Source organism: Sphingosinicella terrae, from assembly GCF_003347635.1.
GTDB lineage: Bacteria > Pseudomonadota > Alphaproteobacteria > Sphingomonadales > Sphingomonadaceae > Allosphingosinicella > Allosphingosinicella terrae.
Genome location: NZ_QDFY01000001.1, coordinates 209,681 through 227,000 on the forward strand (window position 1 = coordinate 209,681; position 17,320 = coordinate 227,000).

The following is a 17,320-nucleotide window of genomic DNA, read 5'->3' on the forward strand; positions in this document are numbered from 1 at the left end:
GGAGGGTTGGGTGGGGTGGTGCCTCCACCAGCACGCCGCAAGCGGGAGCGCCACCCCCTCCAAACCTCCCCCATCAAGGGGGAGGCTTCAGGTTATTGGATTACCGCGATTTTCGAGTCGTCAGACGATAACGTCTGACTGCAAATCGCTCCAAAGGCGGGTGAGGATGCAGAAGGCGTCGGTCAGAGCGGCCTTCTGCCCGCGGCAACCCTATCCCAGGCTGTCGACCAGCAGGTCGAGCTGGGCCTGGCACCCTGCCTCGATGAGCGCGGCGGCGATCGCCGGAATGTCGCTGGGCGGCGGGGCGATGCGGCGCAGGCGGATGCGTGCCGGGACGGCGACGTCCGGCTGGCGCAGCTCATAATCGGCCCCGTCGCCGGCCGGCAGGTCGGCCGGCCACAGGGCGCTTTCCTCGCCCGCCGCCCAGGCGATTTCGCGGCGGCTGCCGTCCGGCGCCTCAAGGGTCGCCTGTGCCGCGGCGGACGCGTCGGCACGCCACAGGCTCGGCGCCCCGTCGCCGGCCAGGCAGTGGGTTCCGCTTTGCGCGGCGTCGATCTGCCAGATGCTGGCATCGCTTCCGGGCACGAACGGCGCTGCCCGCACCGCCGCCACCCGGGGCCGCACCTCGCCAGGCGCGGCCGGGATCGACGCGATCGGCGCTGGCGCGCTGGGGTTGAACCGGCCGGGTCCGCGGAAGATGCGGGTGCCGCGCGCATCGAGCACGGTGACGCTGTCGCCCTGGCGCAGCGCGATGCGGCGATTGTCGGGAAGCGACTTTCCGGCCGGATAGGCCGCAGCCGACGGCCCGGACGATCGCACCACCAGCACGTTTGCCGTCGCCGACGCCGCGGCGGCCAGCAAGGCGGCCGCCATAGCGACACGCCCGAGCGACCGGCCCAACTCCCCCTTCGCCATCGTCATGGCCTCCACCTTGCTGGCACGGTCAAGAACCCGCTCATCCCGAGTAGCGGCTGAGCTTGTCGAAGCCGCGTATCGACGGACTCCGCTCTATAGTCTCTAATTCTGGGCCAGGCTGTCGACGAGCAGGTCGAGCTGGGCCTGGCATTCCGCCTCGATCAGCGCCGCGGCCACGCCCGACACCTCGCTCGGCGCCGAGTCGATCCGGCGGAAGCTGATCCGCGACGGCACCGCGACTCCCGGCCGGCTCAGGCTGTACTCGGCGCCCTCGGTCACCGGCAGGCCCGCCGGCCACGCCAGCGTCTGCTCTCCGGCCGGCCAGGCGATCTCGCGGCGGGTGCCGTCGGCGGCGGCGATGGTGACGCCGCCGGCGCTGCTGCCGTCGGCCCGCCACAGGGTCGGCGGCGCCTGGTCGGCGAGGCAGTGGGTGCCGCTCTGGTCGACGTCGAGCTGCCAGATATTGGCGTCGTTGCCGGGCACGAAGGCGGCGGAGCGGACCGCGCCGATCTGCGGCCGGGCATTGTTCTGGACGGCGCCGCGCGCGCTCGCCTGGGCGGCGACGCTCGGATTGAACCGGCCGGGCCCGCGGAAGGTGCGGGTGCCGCGCGCGTCGAGCACCACCAGGGTGTCGCCGCCCTGCAGCGCGATCGCCGCATTGTCGGGCAGCGACTTGCCCGGCGGATAGGTCCGCGCGGACGGGCCCGACGACCGGACGACGAGCACGTTGGCCGCCGCCGAGGCCGCGGCGGTGACCAGCAAGGCCGCCAGCGCGGCGCGCATCGCCGGCCGCCTCAGTCGAGCGTGACGCATGTCGGACCTCCCCATTCTCGCCTTCCCCCGCCGAGAGGGCGCGGGGCAGGCGGGCTGTGCCTAATTCTGAGCAACGCTGTCGACCAGCAGGTCGAGCTGCTCCTGGCACCCGGCCTCGATCAGGGCCGCGGCGACGGCCGGAACGTCACCGGGCTGCGACTGCAGGCGCTTGAACCGGACCGTTGCCGGCGCCGGCGAATCCGACAGCTGCAGCCGATAGTCGGTCCCTTCCGCGATCGGCAGGTCCGCCGGCCAGGTCGCGGTCGCCGCGCCCGCCGGCCAGGACAGCTGGCGCGCGGCGCCGTCGGGCCCGGCGATGCTCACCGTCGCGCTGCGCTCGGCATCGGCGCGCCACAGGGTTGGCGGCCCCGCCTCGGCGAGGCAGAGATTGCCGCTCTGGGCGACGTCGAGATGCCAGATATTGGTGCGGTTGTTGGGGACGTAGGGCGCGCTGCGCACCGCGCCGATTCGCGCCCGCCGGCCGTTATTGGCGACGACGGTGCGCGCGCTCGTCTGGGCGGCGACGCTGGGATTGAAATTGCCGGGCCCGCGGAAGGTGCGGGTGCCTCGGCCGTCGAGCACGACCAGGGTGTCGCCGGCCCGCAGGGCCAGCGCCGCATTGTCGGGCAGCGACTTGCCCGGCGGATAGGCCTGGGCCGACGGACCCGAAGATCGCACGACGAGCACGTTGGCGGCGGCGGAGGCCGCGCCGGTGGCAAGGATGGCCGCCAAGGTGATGCGGCCGATTGAAAATCTATTTCGAACCGAGGACAAAGTGACCTCCCGAACCTGCTTCGCGGATCCTATAGACGAATTCCGATAGGGCCGCATCGTCCTTATGCGCCCTCGCGATTTCCTCGAGATGAACGAGCGCCTCGCGATCGCCGCCATCGTAGGATTGCCACAATGTGCATAGCCGCTCGCGCAGGGCCGCGTCCATGTGCGGCGCCGGCTCCCACACCTCGACCGGCGTGGCGCGGCCGGACAGCACGATCCGGCCCATCGGCCGGAACAGGTCGAACGTCGATTCCCGCTTGGTCTCGCTGCTCACCAGGATCGTCGTCTTGAGCGCCTTGTTGGCCGATTCGAGCCGGGCGGCGCAGTTCATGCCGTCGCCCAGCGCGGTATATTGCATCCGCCCCTCGCCGCCGAAATTGCCGACCACCGCGTCGCCGCGGTGGAGGCCGACCCGGGTGCGGCCGATCGGCGGGATGTCCGCGCCGATCGCCGCGCCCGCATTGGCCGCGAATTCCTGGCCGGCCTCGTACATGCCGATGGCGGCGCGCACCGCGCGGTCGGCATCGTCGGGCCGGGCGATCGGCGCCCCCCAGAAGGCGACCACGGCGTCGCCGACGAACTTGTCGATCGTGCCGCCATGCTCGAGCACGACGTCGCTCATCACGTCGAGATAGCGGTTGAGCAGGGCCGACAATTGCTCCGGCGTGATCGCGTGGCTCAGCTTGGTGAAGCCCTCGAGATCGGTGAACAAGGCGTAGATCTGCTTCTTCTCGCCGTGCAACGACAGCTGCGAGGGATCGCGCATGATCTGGTTGGCGATGTCGGGCGGCAGATATTTGCCGAGCGCCGACTGGGCGAAGCGCCTCTGCTCCGATCCGACCGCGCGCGCCGCGGTGCCGACGCCGACGAAGGCGAACAGCCAGCCCGCGCCCCAGCCGAAGGCCGGCAGGTTGATCGTGTCGATGTCCATCCCCTGGAACAGGAAGGGGAGGTAGCCGAAGAAGCCCGCCTGGAAGATCAAAGCGAGCGCCAGCTTCCAGCCGCGCCATTCGAGCAGCGCGCTCAAGCCGCCGGCGGCGACCGCGCCGATCGCCGCGATCCACAGCATCCAGCCCGGGATGGCGGCGGGGCGGCGGCCGTCCAGCACCTGGGCGAGCAGGCTGGCATGGACCTCGATGCCCTTGGTCCAGTTGCCGGTGAACCGGGTCATCGGCGTCTCGAAATCGTCCAGGTCCTGGATGTCGCCGCCGATCAGCACGTGGCGGCCCTCGATCTGGCTGCGCACCGCGTCCGGGAACTGGGCGACGAATTCGATCGGCAGGTTGGTGAAGACCGGCACCTCGTCCTGCCCGCCGGCCGCCGGATAGCGGAAGGCGATGGCGCCGCGATGGTCGGCGAAGCCGCGGGCGCCGCCGGCCATGGCGAGGACGAGCGGCGGCGGCAGGCCGGGCGGTTGAGCGGCCCAGCGCCGGATCACCCCGTCGGCGCCGTCCGAGGCGAGCCGGATGCTCGCCGGCCGCACCGGGCCGGGCCGGCCCTGGGCGATGAACGCGGTCAGGAACTCTTCCTGCCACGGCAAGATCTGCTCGGGATTGTGGGCGGCCGAGGCGAAGGCGAGGAAGGTCGGCGTGCGCATCGCGCGCATCGTCTCGACGAGCTGTGGGTCCTCGTCCTGCGCCTGGTCGATGAGGATGTCGATGCCGATCGATTGCGGGTTCATCCCGTCGATCGCGCGCAGCGCGTCGGCGAGCATCGCCCGGTCGAGCGGCGACCTCTTGCCGAGCATCGCCAGCGTGTCGTCATTGTAGGTGACCAGCACGATCCGCTGGTCCGGCTCGGTCGTCCGCGGCGCGGTGTTGACGGACCGGAGGTCGTAGAGCGCCCGCTCGGCGTCGCTGGCCAGCGGCACGTCCCAGGCGAAGCGCGCCAGATAGAGGCCGAGCAGCAGGAACAAGAGGGTGCCGAGCAGGCGGACCAGGCCCACCTGCTTGAAATTGCTCCGCACCGCTTCGCGCCAGCTCTCGAGCGCCATCCATTCCCCCCCATGACCCGCGATCCCAGCCTAGGGGATCGCCGCGCGGGTGCAAAGGGGGAGGCCGTGGCGCAATTTTCCGTCCCCCATGATTGCCACTTCTCGCGCCGATGGCGCGTTGAGCGGCCATGCATGGACCTGATTCGAACGGAAATTCCTCGACCATGACGACAGAAGGACTGATCGAGGATCCACGCGACTCGGTCGCCGGCCTCGGCCCGCGCGACGCGTGGCCGCCGGCGCTGAGGACCCTGGTCGACGTGATGCGAGGCTCGGCGCAGCCGATGTTCGTGGTCTGGGGCCCCGAGCAGATCCTGCTCTACAATGACGCCTATGCGCAGATCCTCGCCGCCAAGCATCCCGCCGCCTACGGTCGTCCGTTCCTCGAGGTCTGGCACGAGATACGGGACGATCTGCGGCCGATCGTCACCGAGGCCTATGCGGGCCGGCCGGTGCAGATGGACGACATCGCCCTCACCATGAATCGGCGCGGCTATCCGGAGGAGGCGCATTTCGCCTTCTCCTACACGCCGGTTCGCCGCGACGATGGCGCCGTCGCCGGCTTCTTCTGCGCCTGCGTCGAGACGACCGAGGCGGTGCTGGCCGGCCGCCGCCGCCTCGCCGAGCGCCGGCGGCTCGAGCAGATGTTCGAGCAGGCGCCGGGGCTGATCGCGCTCCTCGACGGCCCGGACCACGTCTTCGCCCTCGCCAATGCTACCTACCGGCGCCTGGTCGGCGGCCGCGACCTCATCGGCAGGACCGTGAGCGAGGCGCTTCCCGAGGTCCAGGGCCAGGGCTTCGTCCATATCCTCGACCAGGTCTTCCGCAGCGGCCGGCCCTTCCGCGGCGAGGCGGTCCGGCTCCTGCTCGACCGCGGAGCCGGCGACGCCGCCGAGGAGAGGGCCGAGGAGAGGTACATCGATTTCATCTATCAGCCGGTGACCGACGCCGACGGGCGGGTGACCGGGATCTTCGTCGAGGGCAACGACGTCACCGATCGCAAGCGCGCCGACAGCCGGCTGCGCGAGACGCTCGCCATCCAGACGGTCGGGGTGATGTACTGGAGCGAGGGCTTCGGCCTTGCCGACATGAATGCCGCCTTCCTCCGCATGACCGGTTTCACCCGCGAGGAGGCGCTCGGCATGAGCTGGGCGGAGCTGACCCCGGAGGAATTCCATCCGGTCTCCCTGAAGGCGATCGAGGAGGTGACGACGCGCGGCGAATCCACGCCCTACGAGAAGCAGTATTTCCGCAAGGACGGCTCGCGCTGGTGGGGGCTGTTCGCCGCTCGCAAGATTGGCGACGAGGTCGTCGAGTTCGTCCTCGACGTCACCGAACGGCGCGAGGCGGAGGCCCGGCTTCGCGAGAATGAGGAGCGCTTCCGCCTCGTCGTCGATGCCGCCGACGATTATGCCGTGATCACCCTCGATCCCGATCGGCGGGTGACGGGCTGGTCGCCCGGCGCGGCGCGTGCCTTCGGCTATGAACGCGCCGAGATCGTCGGCGCGCTCGGCGATCTCCTGTTCACCGAGGCGGACCGGGCGGCGGGCGAACCGGCCCGGGAAACCGCTACCGCGCTCGCGCAGGGCCGCGCGCCCGACATACGCTGGCACCGGCGCAAGGACGGCAGCCGCGTCTTCGTCAACGGCGTGACCCATCCGCTGAGGAGCGGCGAGGGCCGCCATATCGGCTTCTTCAAGATCGCCCGTGACGAGACCGAGCGCCTGCGCATCGACGAGGCGCTTCGCGAGACCGAAGAGCGCTACCGGCTCGCCGCCCGCGCCACCAACGACGTCGTCTGGGACTGGGACCTGGAGACCGGCGAGGTCGCCTGGAACGACGCGCTGCGGACCCGCTTCGGTTATGCGGCGGACGCGGTCGGCGGCTCCGCCGACTGGTGGAAGGCGAATATCCATCCCGAGGACCGGGACCGGGTGGTGGACGCGATCCACGCCACCGCCGAGGGCGCCGGCGATCACTGGAGCGCGGAATATCGCTTCCGCCGCGCCGACGGCTCCTACGCCCACGTCCTCGATCGCGGCGCCGTGCTGCGCAGCGACGGCGGCAACGCCCATCGCATGGTCGGCGCGATGCACGACCTCACCGAGCGCAAGCGGGCCGAGGCGGAGCTCCGCCGGCTGAACGAGACGCTCGAGCAGCGCGTTCTCGACGAGGTCGCCTCGCGCCTGAAGACCGAGGAGGCGCTCAGGCAGAGCCAGAAGATGGAGGCGATCGGCCAGCTTACCGGCGGCGTCGCCCATGATTTCAACAATCTGCTGACCGTGATCCGCGGCTCCGCCGATCTGCTCCGCCGCGACGAGCTCAGCCCCGAGAAGCGCCGCCGCTACGTCGAGGCGATCTCCGACACCGCCGATCGCGCCGCCAAGCTCACCGGCCAGCTGCTCGCCTTCGCCCGGCGCCAGGCGCTCAAGCCCGAGATCTTCAACGTCGGCGATCAGATCTCGGCGATCTCGGACATGCTGCGCACCGTCGTCGGCGGCCGCATCGAGCTGGTCAGCGACACCGACTGCGAGCCCTGCTTCGTCGAGGCCGATTCGATCCAGTTCGAGACCGCCTTGGTCAACATGGCGGTCAACGCCCGCGACGCGATGGACGGGGAGGGCGTTCTGACCCTCAAGGTCCGGCCGAGCGAGCATCTGCCGCGGGTCCGCGGCCATGGCGAGGCGAGCGGCGCCTTCGTCTCGGTCTGCATCGCCGACACCGGCCACGGCATCCCGCCGGAGAGACTGGAGCACATCTTCGAGCCCTTCTTCACCACCAAGGAAGTCGGCAAGGGCACCGGCCTCGGCCTCAGCCAGGTCTACGGCTTCGCCAAGCAGTCGGGCGGCGAGATCGACGTCGCCAGCAGCCTCGGCGAAGGCACCGCTTTCACTCTCTATCTGCCGCGGGTGCCGGCTCCCGACGCCCGCGACGCGGCCGCCCCGGCGGCGGCGCCCGATCCCGAACCCGGCGGCCGGATTCTCGTCGTCGAGGACAATGAGCAGGTCGGCGCCTTCTCCACCCAGTTGCTGGCGGAGCTCGGCTACGAGACCGTCTGGGCCGGCAATGCCGTCGAGGCGCTGAAGCGCCTCGACGAGGCGTCGGGCGATTTCGCCGCGGTCTTTTCCGACGTGGTGATGCCGGGGATGAGCGGCGTCGATCTCGCCCGCGAGGTCTCCCGCCGCCATCCCGGCCTCCCGGTCGTCCTGACCAGCGGCTATTCCCACATCCTCGCCCAGGAAGCCCGCCACGGCTTCGATCTCATCCACAAGCCTTATTCGGTCGAGGATCTCACCCGGGTGCTGAGAAGCGCGATCGTGCGGAGACGCTGAAGCGGGGCGTCCCCCTCGCTCCCGCCGCGAGACCGGGCGATCGCGCCGCAGTGCAAACGGGGGGCGTCCATTCCTCCCCAGGCGCAGCCTGGCGGGGGGACCCGAAGGACGGGGGAGGGGTAATCCTGTCCGGCTCCTCCTGTCCGCCCCTGTGGCCGCGCCGCCGATCCCGCGGCCCGCCTTCATTCCTCCCGCTCGTTCGAGAATGCCACGAGACGGCCCGCCTGCGCCACGGCTCGGCCCGTCTCCGGCGGCGGCCCGGCACGAGGCGGAGAATGGCGCCGTCCCACCCGTTCTTGCCATGCCCGCGGATCGATCCGCGCCGGAGCGCCCGAGCGGCCGGCGCCCTCGATCCGCCAGACGAGAGGAGTGACATGATGAAGACAGCGACATTCGCGATAGCGCTTCTGATGAGCGGCGCAGCCTTCGCCCAGACCTATGGCCCGACCGACGCGCAGCCCGACGTCGCCGCGCAGGCCGGGATGAGCACCGATCCGGCGACCGACGCCACCCACGACATGTCCGGCCACGACATGACCATCCAGGGCACCAGCGCCCAGGACATGGCCACTCAGGGCACCACCGCCCAGGACATGACGACACAGGACATGACCACCCAGGGCACGACCACGCAGGACACCACCGTTCAGAGCTCGACGCGCTGGAGCGACACCGCCCAGACCGGCACGACCACGCTCGCCGCCAACACCGCCCCGGCCGGCGGCGCGATCGTCCAGCCGAGCAACGCCGACCCCGAGCGCGACGCGCGCGGGATCGCGGTGATGTCCGATGCGGCGACCGTGCCGGCGGGCTATAACGGCATCGCCGCCACCGCCGCCGGCGGCCCGCTGCTCGATCCCGCTACCGGCGAGCCGGCGCAGGACGGCTATCCGCCCTGCACGGCCAGCGTGACCGACAACTGCCTGCAGACCTACGAGCGCGGCCGCAGCGCGCAATGATGGACTAAGTCGAGCCCGGTCCGACCCGTCCCAGGCGGGTCGGCCGGGCCGCTCATCGGCCGGCGACCCGGCCTCCGCATCGGGCTTTTGCGCCCGCGATCGTCGGCATGCCGCCTGGCTCTCTCTCCGGCGACGCCGGTCGTCTGTCAGCTTGGACGCAGGCGCGCGAGCTCTCTCCACGCGCGTCGGACCACCGCGTGGTCGCGGAGCCTGCGGCGGCGCAACCCGGCGAAGCGAAGCTCCTACGGAAGGGGCGCCGGCGCACCGCGGTCGGCGCTGATACGACGCCGCTTCCGCCGCGCCACGTCGATGGTTGACTAGGAAACGAGAATGATCTAGTTTCCTAGTCAACCAAATGGAGCGGCGACATGGACGCGGAGCAGGTTTCGGAACTTGAGGACCATCTCGGCTACTGGCTGCGCATCGTCTCCAATGCCGTCTCCCACGCCTTCGCTCGCAAAGTGGAATCGCAGGGGGTCACCGTCGCCGAATGGGTGTTCCTGCGCTCGCTCTACGACCGGTCGCCGGCCTCGCCGACCCAGCTCGCCGAGGCGATGGGGATGACCAAGGGGGCCATCAGCAAGCTCGCCGACCGGCTGGTCGACAAGGGCCTGGTGCTGAGGTCGGCAAGCGCCGGGGATCGACGCGGCCACAGCCTTACTCTGGCGCCGGAGGGGCGTCGCAAGGTGCCGGCGCTGGCCGCGCTCGCCGATGCCAACGATGCCGACTTTTTCGGCGGCCTCGATGCGGAGGAGCGGGATCGGCTGCGGCAGCTGCTGCACCGGATCGCCGGCGGCCGCGGGCTCGATGCGGCGCCGATCGATTAGCGGAGGCCGGCGCCGCCGGCATTGTCGGAAGGGAGGACGCGATGATCGACGCGCGACAGGAGGAAGTGGCCCGTGCGTGCCTGGACGGTGCCTATGACGACAGCCTGAGCTTCCCGCAGGGCGTGCAGGCGCTGGGCGAGGCGGGCTTCGAGGCCTATCTCGTCGACTACCGGACGAACACCCGCGCGCACTATCGCCCCGACGGCGAGACCCTGGTGCTGGACAATCCCCACCGATCCGCAGCGGTCGACGCGGATTTCGACCAGCCCGCCATCGCCGCGGCGATACGCTGGGCGCAGCTCCAGCCGCCCGACTACAGTTATGCCGGCTTCAATCGCGTGGTGACCGCCGCCGGCTGCGCCGGCTACTTCGTTTCCTTGTCCGGCCGCCGGGTGGTCTATTTCGGACGCACCGGGGAAATCCATGTAGAGCACTTCCCCGCGATCGGGCCGTGAACGCGCCGGTCCGAATTCGCCGACGATGGTGACGATTCGGTCGCGCCCCGCCAGCGGGGCTGCAGCCCGGTCTTCAGCCCCATGCGCCTGAAATAATGCGCTCTCGCTGCCGACTTTCCCGCCACCCTCGCTTTCGCCCAGCCCACCGCCGCGACGGCGCCCCAAACGCGCGCGCCGCCCGCCTAACTTAGCGCTTGGACGACGATAAGCAGTCCCAGCACGAGGAACAGCGGGCTGTAGAGCCACGTGTCGTATTTGGCCCATCGCGTGTTCCGGATCGATTTGAGGAAGCCGACATAGGGATTGGGGACCAGCGTCCGACACACGAACGCCGCGCCCACGAACAGCAAGGCAAGGCATAACGTCGCGTCCGCCAACGGCAGCCGTGCATGACCGGCGTGGGCGAGCAGCAGCCAGGCAAGGCATGCCAGGGCCAGCGCGACGCCCCCCGCGGCCGGAGGCCACCAGGACAAGCGATGCGACATCACGGGATGCCGTCGGGCCGCTGCGGCAGCGAAACCGAAAGGCCGAGCCGGCCGCCGACCGCCCAGTGCAGATGGAAAGCCGCGGCGAAGGCGATGATGCCGAGAGCGAGGAGCAGCCGCATGCCGTTCCTTGCCTTCGGTTCCGGCTGCCATCAAGGCGCCGGTGGCGTTCGTCAGGCCGTCCAGCCGACCTACGACTGGCCGACGCATACCATTTCGGGGACGCAATACTCAATTCCGTGGAAACCAGGGCAGTCGGGCCATGGCATTCGGGTGTCGGCCCGCCCCGATGCGCCGATGGATCCGGCGATGATGGACGTGCGGCTTGACGGCTGAGCCCGGCCGCGTCGGCGCCGTCTCGCGTTTCGCCCCCACATCGTCATCCCGGCGAAAGCCGGGATCTCACTGCCTTGGGCCCGCGGCGCTTGAGGAGAATGAGATCCTGGCTTGCTCCAGTATGACGAGCTGGGAGATTTCTTCACATCCTCCTGCGCAGGGGCGACGCCGTCGAGAGATGCTTTCGCCTTCCGCATCCTCTCCACCGCGCTTCGCCTCGTCCATGCCCAACCGCCGTTAACCCGCTCTTATTCGGGCCCGATTAACGATTCCGCGCAATGACGCGGATCGACCTCGCCTGGAGGAAGGCAGCCCTGGACGTGGCGGGCCGGGTGCTCACCATCATGCTGGTCGTCCTTCTGCTGCTCGCTGCTCTCCCGGCTGCGGCCGCGCTCGGCCTCCATTACGAGCCTCGCACGACGCAACAGCAGACGTGGGATGCGATAGCCTTCGTGACCATCCTCGCTTACGCGGCGGCTGGAGCGGGGCTGCTGGTCTATTCGCTGATCGGTCGGCATCGTGTCGCGGCCATCAGCGGCTTCGCGGTCACGACCATCCTGGTCGTGGGATTCGTTACCCTGAAGATGAGCCGTTTCGGCTGAACATCCCTCTTTCTGCCCCGCTCCCTCTGGTCCGGCGCGCGCGGACCGAGAGCTTCAGTCCCGTCGCCGCCTGACCCGCGCCCGGAAATAGCTGCCATACGAACCGATCCGCTCGATCAGCCGGAACCGCTGCCCGTCCCACACCCATTCCTCATAAGTGCTCGGATAGGCGATCGCCCCCCGCTGCCCGGAGATCAGCCGCCCGCTGGTTTCGCTGCGGTCGGCATTGTCGGTCGGTACGGCCGGACCGCTCCTCTCACTCATCGAGAGCTCGACATCGAACGAGGCGGGACGCGCGTCGCTGCCGTCGGCCCGCCTCCCGACCATGACGAGGGCATGGCCGTAATGAGGGCCGGCGTGACACGGCACCAGGATGACGGCCTGGCGCGCATCGAGCGGCCACGATTGCGTCGGATAGTCGGCGGGATCCAGCCTCGGGTCGCAGTCTTCTGCCCCGCGCCACTCCGCGACCCGCCGCGCCGACGGCCGGATCACCGGGCCATCGCGCGGCGCGATCCGCTCCGTCCGCACCGGAGGGGGCGGGGGCGCGGGCATGGTCGAGGCCGCCCTCGTGCCGGTCGCGACGATCGCAGTGACCGTTCCCGTACGCCCTTGGCGCGCGTCCATGTCGCGCAACGCCGCGGCGCTGCCTTGCGCCGAAATGGGGTGGCGTTCTCCGCCGGCGACGACTTGGACGCTGCGCGCCTGCGCCAGCGCTCGCGCCGCCGCCATGGCCGATCCCGCGGGGACGACCAGGAGGATCTCCCGCTGGACGAGGGCGAAGAGCTGCCCGTCGATCAATAGGGAGTGAGGCCCGGGTCCCCAGACGCCGTCCGTATCGGCGGCGATCTCGACCGCCGCCTCCGGCCCCGCCTCGCGCCGCACATGCAGATGGACATTGATGTTCGCCGGCTGGCCCATCGCCGAGCTCACCTGGAAGCGAAGGCCGTTGTCGCACACGGACACCCAGTGTCCAAAGTTCCGCTGCGTCTCGTCAGGCGCCGCCGCCGTGATCGTCGCGGCTAGCGCCAGAAGTGGGAAGGCCGGCATGCTGCTGCTCCCGTCAACGCGCTGTCGGCCGCCTTTTTGCGTCGCGATCGCTTGAGGATTGGCTGGGGCATGCCGGACCGGCCGGTCAAGTCACCATCCCGGGGTCTCTCTACCTTCCTTGGCGCCCGATCTCGAACAGCGGCTTGTTGTGCCTCCTTGCGGCGCCCGAGCTTCGCAGGAACTCCGGATCGGTGAACCCCTTCGTCTCCTGGTAGAGCGCCTCGACCGCCTCCTCGAGCATCGGCATTCGGTAATCGGGATCGCGGCGCTTCGCCTCGGCCGCCAAGAGATCGGCCTCGCCGACCAGCGTCGACAGCAGCATCCATTCCTCGCCTTGACGGCCGCCCCGTCCGGCGAGGATCTGCAGCGCCTGCCGAAGGTCCCGTTCCGCGCCTGCAAGCCGCGCTTGCAGTGCGTCCGTCGCTGGCGCCCTCATGGCTTCGTATCCATCGGACCGATTTCTTCGAATTTCGCTAACGATGCAAGGCAGGCGCCTTGCGTCCGCCTCAGCCGCGTCGGCGCCATGCCCTTCCCGATTGCGCACCCGCTACCGCCGTTCTAGCCTCTCCCCGACAGGAGACCCCAGACCTATGCGCCTGAAATATCTCGCCCTTGCCGCCGCCTTTCCCGCCACTCTCGCTTTCGCCCAGCCCGCCGCCCGGACGGCGCCCCAGACGCCCGCGCCGCCCGCCGAGACCGCCGCCGTCCCGAAACCCGCCGCCCTCGTCGCCGACGGCATTCCGCCGGTCCCCGCCGAGCTCGCCCGCGCCACCCGGCCCTACATGGAATATCGCACGGCCGGCTTCGCCGGCTGGCACCCGCGCGACCGCTCGATGCTGATCGCCACCCGCTTCGCCAATACCAGCCAGCTCCACCGCGTCGCCATGCCGATGGGCGCGCGCACCCAGATCAGCTTCGAGGAGGAGCCGGTCTCGGGCAGCTGGTCCCCGGCCGGCGACGTGCTGGTCGCCCGCCGCGACACCGGCGGCAACGAATTCTACCAGCTCTACCGGCTCGACGATGGCCGCTTCCATCTGCTCACCGACGGTCGCAGCCGCAACAATCTCTCCGCCTGGAGCCAGGACGGCCGCCTGATCGCCTACAGCTCGACCCGCCGCAACGGCACCGACAGCGACCTCTACGTCATGGATCCGCGCGATCCCTCGACCGATCGGAGGGTGGCTGAGGTCGAGGGCGGCGGCTGGGCGATCCTCGATTTCTCGCCGGACAATGCCCGCGCCATCGTCGTCGAATATATCTCGGTGACCAAGTCGAACCTGCATCTGCTCGATCTCGCCACCGGCGCGATGACCCCGGTCGGCGACCATGATCGCGACGTCGCTTTTGGCGGCGCCCTCTTCGCCCGCGACGGCACGCTCTGGGTCACCTCCGACGAGGGCTCGGAATTCCAGCGGCTCGGCCGTCTCGACGTGGCGAGCGGCCGCTTCACCCCGGTCGTCGCCGATCTCGAATGGGACGTCGACAGCTTCGACATCGCCCCCGACGGCAGCTTCGTCGCCTTCGTCGCCAACGAAGCCGGCATGTCACGCCTGCGCCTGCTCGATCCCGCCACCGGCCGCACCCGCCTGGTCGAGGGGCTCCCGGCGGGCCTGATCGGCGGCCTCGAGATCGCGCCCTGGGGCGATATCGGCCTCACTTTCACCTCGGCCCGCAGCGCCGCCGACGCTTATTCGGTCGATCCGCGCACGCTCGCCGTCACTCGCTGGACGCAGAGCGAGACCGGCGGCCTCGACCCCGACGTCAATGTCGAGCCCGAGCTCGTCGAGGTCAGGAGCTTCGACGGCGAGCGCGTCTCCGGCTTCCTCTACCGCCCGGACGCCGCCCGCTTTCCGGGGCCGCGGCCGCTCATCGTCAGCATCCATGGCGGCCCGGAGGCGCAGGCGCGCCCGGGCTTCCTCGGCCGCAACAATTATCTGCTGAACGAGCTCGGCGTCGCCCTCTTCCTCCCCAACGTCCGCGGCTCGACCGGCTACGGCAAGCGCTTCGTCGGCCTCGACAACGGCCCGGCGCAGCGGGAGAACAGCGTCCGCGACATCGGCGCCTTCCTCGACCGCCTCGCCGCCGATCCCGCCCTCGACCGCAACCGCATCGCCGTCACCGGCGGCTCCTATGGCGGCTATATGTGCTACGCCTCGGCGATCCTCTACGGCGAGCGCCTCAAGGCTGCCAATTGCATCGTCGCCATCTCCAACTTCGTCACCTTCCTCGAGAACACCCAGAGCTACCGCCGCGACCTCAGGCGCGTCGAATATGGCGACGAGTGTACCGAGCGCGAGGCGCTGCTCCGGATCAGCCCGCTCACCCGGGTGAACGAGCTCGACATCCCGCTCATGGTCGTCACCGGCGCCAACGATCCTCGCGTCCCGGCGTCCGAAGCCGACCAGATCGTCCAGGCCGTCCGCAGTCAGGGCCGCACCGCCTGGCACCTCTTGGGCCAGAACGAAGGCCACGGCTTCGCGAGGAAGGAGAATGCGGACTACCAGTTCTGGACGAGCCTGATGTTCTGGCAGCAGCATTTGCTGGGGGAGGGGGCGCGGTAGGGGGCGTCGCTCATCACGGTAGGCAGAGGCCGATCCGCACGACGAAGCTCAAGGCATGCCGTTGGACAGCGGATGCCCTCGTGATTTGAGGACCGGATTGTCCGATAAGCGCCCGTCCCGATCCTTCAGCGATAAAACCGCAAAGCCGTGGTCGAGCGCCTATCGGAGTTCGCCTCACCCTGGATCGGCTTGACAGCAATGGCAGTCGGCCGAGATGATGGTAGCGCTATCACGCAGGGGGGGAAACGATGTTTCGACTGGCCATCGCCGCGATTTGTCTCTGCGCCGCCGCAGCGGCTTCGGCCCAATCGGGACCGTCTCGAGCGGAAGATGTGTCGAAATCGCGTCTTTTCGTCCTGACCGACATCGATGCCGATCCCGACGACACACAGAGCCTGATCCGCCTGTTGCTCTACAGCAATGAGATCGACATCGAGGGCCTCGTTGCCACCACCTCGGTGTGGAAGCGCACCTCGGTCGCCCCGGAATCGATACGCGCGATCATTGAGACCTACGGCGAGGTCTTGCCCAATCTTCGCCTGCACGACCCGGACTATCCCGCCGAAGAGGCGCTCGCCGCGCTCGTCTCCCAAGGGCAGCCGCGATACGGCATGACCGGGGTCGGAGACGACATGGACTCGCCCGGCTCGGTCGCGCTCGTCGCGGCGATCCTGGACGATGACGACCGCCCGCTCTGGGTCAACGCCTGGGGCGGCATCAACACGCTGGCACAGGCGCTCTACCGCCTGCGCGAGACTCGCTCGCCGGAAGAGGTCGCCCGGCTCACCCGCAAGCTGTGGGTCTATGCCATCTCCGACCAGGATGATGCCGGCCCGTGGATCCGCCGCGAGTTTCCCGAGGTGAACTACATCGTCACGCCCGGCGGGGATTATGGCAGCGCGACTTGGGGCGGGATCAACCACGTCATCGAGGGAATCGACAACGCGACGATCAGCAACCGCTGGCTGGCCGAGAACATCCAGCAGGATCACGGAGCGCTCGGCGCCGCCTATCCCGATGTTGCGTGGAGCGTGGAAGGCGATACGCCAGCGTTTCTCGCGCTGATCCCGAACGGCTTGAGCGTACCCGAGAACCCCGCATGGGGCGGTTGGGGCGGGCGCTATCGGCTCTATGCGCCCGCGCCGATGTCCGACAATTCGAACAACGCGGTCGCCGGCGTGATCTTCGATCCCGAGACGCGGCCGATCTGGACCAACGCGGAGGACGCCTATGGCCCGCCGCTGCGGCCCGAATATGGCCGCTCGCTTCGTCCCGGCGAAGTGGTCGAGACCAGCGCGCGAGCGACGCTATGGCGTTGGCGCGACGCCTTCCAGAACGACTTCGCCGCGCGGATGGACTGGACGATCAGGCCCTATGGCGAAGCCAACCACCCGCCTGTCGTCAGGCTCCAAGGTGCGAATGCGATCACCGTCCGGTCCGGGCAGGCCTTCGGCCTCAGCGCCCGTGGCACCAGCGACCCGGACGGCGACAGCCTGACCTATTACTGGTTCCACTATCCCGAACCCGGAAGCTGGCACGGCGACCTCTCGATCGGGGCCGAGAACGCGGACGGTGTCTGGATTACCGCGCCCGAAGTGAGGCAGCGTGAGACGCTGCACGTCATTCTCGCTGTGACCGACAAAGGCAGCCCGCCGCTGACGCGCTACGAACGGGTCGTGGTGACGGTCGAGCCCTAATTGATTACGGGGACACAATACTAATTGCCGACGGCTCGTCTTCCGCCATGTGACGAGTCATCGCTATCCTCGCCCGCATCGTGGTGCCCGGCGCCGCGCACCATGTGACGCAGCGCGGCGACCGGCGGCTGCCGACCTTCTTCGGCGACCGCGACCGCAGGCTCTCTCTCGATCGGCTGCGCGAAGGCTGCGCCCATGCCGGCGTGCGCTGCCTGGCCTGGAGCATGATGGACAATCACGTGCACCTGATCCTGGTGCCGGAGTGCGCCGAGAGGCTGCGCGCAAAATGACGCTGCTGTAGGCGGCGGAGCCTGCGGGCGAACTCAACGTTGATGGAATCTCAATCCGAGGAGGACCATTTTGGCTTACCATGGCAGATATGAGACGCCGACTGAGCTCCTGCACGACGCCGATTTGAGTTCCGACGAAAAAATCAAAATGCTTGAATCGTGGCGAGACGATAAAGAGGCGTATATGCGAGCGTCGGATGAAGGCATGCAAGGCAGTAGCCGATCAGA

At 69.3% G+C, this 17,320-nt stretch carries 16 protein-coding genes; 9 read left to right on the forward strand and 7 right to left on the reverse strand.

The features are described from left to right. Nucleotides 1-210: 210 nt before the first annotated feature. The 4 genes from DDE10_RS01015 to DDE10_RS01030 all read right to left on the reverse strand — a co-directional run bounded on the left by DDE10_RS01015 (nucleotide 211) and on the right by DDE10_RS01030 (nucleotide 4,498). A complete protein-coding gene (locus DDE10_RS01015; RefSeq protein ID WP_162806182.1) occupies nucleotides 211-921 on the reverse strand; it encodes a hypothetical protein in 711 nt (236 codons plus the stop codon). A gap of 96 nt (nucleotides 922-1,017) precedes the next feature. Next, nucleotides 1,018-1,728 (reverse strand): hypothetical protein, encoded by a 711-nt coding sequence (locus DDE10_RS01020; RefSeq protein ID WP_162806184.1) that lies wholly within the window; start codon nucleotides 1,726-1,728, stop codon nucleotides 1,018-1,020. A gap of 60 nt (nucleotides 1,729-1,788) precedes the next feature. Continuing rightward, nucleotides 1,789-2,460, reverse strand: a complete 672-nt coding sequence (locus DDE10_RS01025; RefSeq protein WP_114950871.1) for a hypothetical protein — start codon at nucleotides 2,458-2,460, stop codon at nucleotides 1,789-1,791. 22 nt (nucleotides 2,461-2,482) lie between these two features. Continuing rightward, nucleotides 2,483-4,498, reverse strand: a complete 2,016-nt coding sequence (locus DDE10_RS01030; RefSeq protein WP_114950872.1) for an adenylate/guanylate cyclase domain-containing protein — start codon at nucleotides 4,496-4,498, stop codon at nucleotides 2,483-2,485. 164 nt (nucleotides 4,499-4,662) lie between these two features. Here DDE10_RS01030 and DDE10_RS01035 point away from each other — a divergent pair, with 164 nt between their 5' ends. The 4 genes from DDE10_RS01035 to DDE10_RS01050 all read left to right on the forward strand — a co-directional run bounded on the left by DDE10_RS01035 (nucleotide 4,663) and on the right by DDE10_RS01050 (nucleotide 10,071). After that, complete coding sequence (locus tag DDE10_RS01035; protein ID WP_162806186.1) at nucleotides 4,663-7,830, forward strand: PAS domain S-box protein; 3,168 nt, start codon at nucleotides 4,663-4,665, stop codon at nucleotides 7,828-7,830. A gap of 377 nt (nucleotides 7,831-8,207) precedes the next feature. Beyond that, nucleotides 8,208-8,789, forward strand: a complete 582-nt coding sequence (locus DDE10_RS01040) for a hypothetical protein (RefSeq protein WP_162806187.1) — start codon at nucleotides 8,208-8,210, stop codon at nucleotides 8,787-8,789. Between the two features lie 368 nt (nucleotides 8,790-9,157). Continuing rightward, nucleotides 9,158-9,616 (forward strand): MarR family winged helix-turn-helix transcriptional regulator, encoded by a 459-nt coding sequence (locus DDE10_RS01045; RefSeq protein WP_114950875.1) that lies wholly within the window; start codon nucleotides 9,158-9,160, stop codon nucleotides 9,614-9,616. A gap of 41 nt (nucleotides 9,617-9,657) precedes the next feature. Continuing rightward, complete coding sequence (locus tag DDE10_RS01050; RefSeq protein ID WP_284734357.1) at nucleotides 9,658-10,071, forward strand: DUF1398 domain-containing protein; 414 nt, start codon at nucleotides 9,658-9,660, stop codon at nucleotides 10,069-10,071. 182 nt (nucleotides 10,072-10,253) lie between these two features. Here the strand turns inward: DDE10_RS01050 and DDE10_RS01055 are convergent, their stop codons facing one another. Next, nucleotides 10,254-10,766: a DUF3995 domain-containing protein gene (locus DDE10_RS01055; protein WP_114950876.1), complete on the reverse strand. Its 513-nt coding sequence runs from the start codon at nucleotides 10,764-10,766 to the stop codon at nucleotides 10,254-10,256. Here DDE10_RS01055 and DDE10_RS23270 point away from each other — a divergent pair. Together DDE10_RS23270 and DDE10_RS01060 are read left to right on the forward strand one after the other, a co-directional pair. Beyond that, nucleotides 10,677-10,892, forward strand: coding sequence for a hypothetical protein (locus DDE10_RS23270; RefSeq protein ID WP_162806152.1), 216 nt, complete (start codon nucleotides 10,677-10,679; stop codon nucleotides 10,890-10,892). The genes DDE10_RS01055 and DDE10_RS23270 overlap by 90 nt on opposite strands. Before the next feature lie 278 nt (nucleotides 10,893-11,170). Continuing rightward, nucleotides 11,171-11,494 carry a hypothetical protein gene (locus tag DDE10_RS01060; protein WP_114950877.1) on the forward strand — a complete coding sequence of 108 codons (324 nt, stop codon included), beginning with the start codon at nucleotides 11,171-11,173 and terminating at the stop codon, nucleotides 11,492-11,494. 54 nt (nucleotides 11,495-11,548) lie between these two features. Here DDE10_RS01060 and DDE10_RS01065 read toward each other — a convergent pair whose 3' ends face one another. Both DDE10_RS01065 and DDE10_RS01070 read right to left on the reverse strand, forming a co-directional pair. Further along, a complete protein-coding gene (locus tag DDE10_RS01065; RefSeq protein ID WP_114950878.1) occupies nucleotides 11,549-12,544 on the reverse strand; it encodes a DUF1176 domain-containing protein in 996 nt (331 codons plus the stop codon). Nucleotides 12,545-12,653: 109 nt separating this feature from the next. Then, a complete protein-coding gene (locus DDE10_RS01070; RefSeq protein ID WP_114950879.1) occupies nucleotides 12,654-12,980 on the reverse strand; it encodes a hypothetical protein in 327 nt (108 codons plus the stop codon). 154 nt (nucleotides 12,981-13,134) lie between these two features. On the opposite strand from DDE10_RS01070, the gene DDE10_RS01075 reads away from it, so the two are divergent. The 3 genes from DDE10_RS01075 to DDE10_RS01085 all read left to right on the forward strand — a co-directional run bounded on the left by DDE10_RS01075 (nucleotide 13,135) and on the right by DDE10_RS01085 (nucleotide 17,092). Then, nucleotides 13,135-15,105: a S9 family peptidase gene (locus tag DDE10_RS01075; protein WP_114950880.1), complete on the forward strand. Its 1,971-nt coding sequence runs from the start codon at nucleotides 13,135-13,137 to the stop codon at nucleotides 15,103-15,105. A 332-nt stretch (nucleotides 15,106-15,437) separates the two neighbouring features. Then, the gene (locus DDE10_RS01080) at nucleotides 15,438-16,802 is read left to right on the forward strand and encodes a DUF1593 domain-containing protein (protein WP_284734358.1); all 1,365 of its coding nucleotides are present in this window, start codon (nucleotides 15,438-15,440) and stop codon (nucleotides 16,800-16,802) included. A 104-nt stretch (nucleotides 16,803-16,906) separates the two neighbouring features. Continuing rightward, nucleotides 16,907-17,092 carry a transposase gene (locus tag DDE10_RS01085; protein ID WP_162806191.1) on the forward strand — a complete coding sequence of 62 codons (186 nt, stop codon included), beginning with the start codon at nucleotides 16,907-16,909 and terminating at the stop codon, nucleotides 17,090-17,092. The last annotated feature ends 228 nt before the right edge of the window (nucleotides 17,093-17,320 follow it).

Bases quoted from the DNA above. Each gene is read 5' to 3' on its own strand.
- DDE10_RS01065 (WP_114950878.1), bottom strand. From the start codon at position 12,544: ATGCCGGCCTTCCCACTTCTGGCGCTAGCCGCGACGATCACGGCGGCG.
- DDE10_RS01050 (WP_284734357.1), top strand. From the start codon at position 9,658: ATGATCGACGCGCGACAGGAGGAAGTGGCCCGTGCGTGCCTGGACGGT.
- DDE10_RS01030 (WP_114950872.1), bottom strand. From the start codon at position 4,498: ATGGCGCTCGAGAGCTGGCGCGAAGCGGTGCGGAGCAATTTCAAGCAG.
- DDE10_RS01040 (WP_162806187.1), top strand. From the start codon at position 8,208: ATGAAGACAGCGACATTCGCGATAGCGCTTCTGATGAGCGGCGCAGCC.
- DDE10_RS01060 (WP_114950877.1), top strand. From the start codon at position 11,171: ATGACGCGGATCGACCTCGCCTGGAGGAAGGCAGCCCTGGACGTGGCG.
- DDE10_RS01020 (WP_162806184.1), bottom strand. From the start codon at position 1,728: ATGCGTCACGCTCGACTGAGGCGGCCGGCGATGCGCGCCGCGCTGGCG.
- DDE10_RS01045 (WP_114950875.1), top strand. From the start codon at position 9,158: ATGGACGCGGAGCAGGTTTCGGAACTTGAGGACCATCTCGGCTACTGG.
- DDE10_RS23270 (WP_162806152.1), top strand. From the start codon at position 10,677: ATGCCGTTCCTTGCCTTCGGTTCCGGCTGCCATCAAGGCGCCGGTGGC.
- DDE10_RS01070 (WP_114950879.1), bottom strand. From the start codon at position 12,980: ATGAGGGCGCCAGCGACGGACGCACTGCAAGCGCGGCTTGCAGGCGCG.
- DDE10_RS01075 (WP_114950880.1), top strand. From the start codon at position 13,135: ATGCGCCTGAAATATCTCGCCCTTGCCGCCGCCTTTCCCGCCACTCTC.
- DDE10_RS01055 (WP_114950876.1), bottom strand. From the start codon at position 10,766: ATGCGTCGGCCAGTCGTAGGTCGGCTGGACGGCCTGACGAACGCCACC.
- DDE10_RS01035 (WP_162806186.1), top strand. From the start codon at position 4,663: ATGACGACAGAAGGACTGATCGAGGATCCACGCGACTCGGTCGCCGGC.
- DDE10_RS01015 (WP_162806182.1), bottom strand. From the start codon at position 921: ATGACGATGGCGAAGGGGGAGTTGGGCCGGTCGCTCGGGCGTGTCGCT.